The organism is Nonomuraea sp. 3N208, from assembly GCF_052245935.1.
Taxonomy (GTDB): domain Bacteria; phylum Actinomycetota; class Actinomycetes; order Streptosporangiales; family Streptosporangiaceae; genus Nonomuraea.
Window position 1 is genome coordinate 1 of the sequence record NZ_JBQQBR010000130.1, and the last position, 1,980, is coordinate 1,980.

Annotated in this window: 1 protein-coding gene; it reads right to left on the bottom strand. The window is 70.6% G+C overall.

The features are described from left to right. Nucleotides 1-1,980 (bottom strand): type I polyketide synthase (locus ACTWPT_RS59795; protein ID WP_443186442.1); only part of this gene is annotated, 1,980 nt, incomplete at both ends.

The following is a 1,980-nucleotide window of genomic DNA, read 5'->3' on the forward strand; positions in this document are numbered from 1 at the left end:
CGCGGCGAACCTTGGTCCGTGTCTGAGCGAATCGTGCGGGGATCAGCACGGCCCGGTCGGACGATACAGCGGTGTCGAACAGGGCCAGCCCGTCCTCGACGGACAGCGGCTGAACGCCCGCGCGCTCCATACGCCGCAGATCGGCCTCATCCAGCTCGCCCGCCATCCCGCCGGTCGCCCACAGACCCCAGGCCAGCGAGGTGGCCGGCAGCCCCTCTGCCCTGCGCCGCTGCGCCAGCGCGTCCAAATAGGCATTGGCCGCCGCATAGTTGCCCTGACCCGGGCCGCCCAGCACCCCGGCCAGCGACGAGAACAACACGAACGCCGACAGATCCAGATCCCGCGTCAACTCGTGCAGATGCCGGGCGGCATCCGCCTTCGGACCCATCACCCCGTCCAAACGCTCGGGCGTCAGAGCACCGATCACCCCGTCGTCGAGCACGCCCGCGGTGTGCACCACTGCCGTCAACGGAACGGCTGCGATCACCCGGGCGAGGGCGTCACGGTCGGCCACGTCGCAGGCCTCGACAGTGACATCTGCCCCCAGCACGGACAGCTCGGCCACCAACTCTGCCGCACCCGGAGCATCCAGCCCACGCCGGCTGACCAGCACCAGACGCCGCACCTCATGCGCGGCGACCAGATGCCGGGCCACCAGCGCACCCAGCCCACCGGTGCCACCGGTGACCAGCACCGCGCCCTCCGGCCCGAACACCGGCCCTCGATCCGAGAGGCCCGCAGCGGGAGCCAGTCGTGGTGCACGCACCTCGCCGTCGCGGACCGCCACCTGAGGCTCACCACTGACCAGCGCCTGCTCGATCAGTCCTTCCGGCACATCCTCGTCCAGGTCCAGCAGCACCAACCGGTCCGGCTGCTCGGACTGCGCGGCCCGGACCAGGCCCCAGATCGCCGCCTGCGCCGGATCCGGGACATCGCCCGGACCTGCCGCCACCGCACCACGCGTGACGATCACCAGCCGCGAATCGAACCGCTCCTCAGCCAGCCACTCCTGGATCAGTGCCAGCGTCGCATGCAGATCCTGACCCCGGACCAGGACCGCCTCGGGCAGATCCGCGAAGTCGATCGACACCAGGTCCGGCTCGGCCAGTTGCACCCACCGAGAGGATCCTTGCCCGGAGGCAGCAGGGATGACGGACCAGTCGAGCTGGTGCAGCAGGCCATGACGCTCTGAGTCGGCCAGCTCGGCGGTGGACACAGGCCGCAGGGTGAGCGCCTCCACCTCGGCCACCGGCGCGCCACTCTCATCGGCGATGGCGAGCGTGATGTCGTCGCCGCTGGCGGTGACCTTGACACGCAAACCGGTCGCGCCCGCCGCATGCAGCGACACCCCGCTCCATACGAACGGCAGATACGGCCGCCCAGGCTCGGATCGCGGCAACAGCTCGCCCAGCGCGATGGCATGCAACGAGGCATCCAGCAAGGCCGGGTGCAGCCCGAACCGGGCCGCCTCAGTGTGCGCCTGCTCCGGCAGCGTGATCTCGGCGAACACCGCCCCACCCTGCTGCCAAGCCCTGCTCACGCCCTGGAACAGCGGCCCATACTCCAGACCCGACACAGCCAGCTCGTCATAAAGCGCCTCCACCTCGACCGGCTCAGCACCCACCGGCGGCCACTGGGTCAGGTCAACCAGCGGCCGCGCGTTCTCCTCGGTGAGCAGGCCTTGGGCGTGCCGCACCCACGGCTCAGCCGCCCCCGAACGGGAATGGATGCCCACCGACCGGCCACCCGACTCATCGGCCGGACCGGCCACCAGCTGGATGTGCACCCCGCCTTCGGCCGGCACCAGCAACGGCGCCGCAATGGTCAGCTCCCGCAAATGACCGCAACCCAGCTCATCGCCGGCCCGCACCACCAGCTCCACCAACGCCGCACCCGGCACCACCACCCGACCATTGACCGCATGATCAGCCAGCCACGGATGCGTGGCCACCGACAGCCGGCCTGTGAAGACCACCGGCC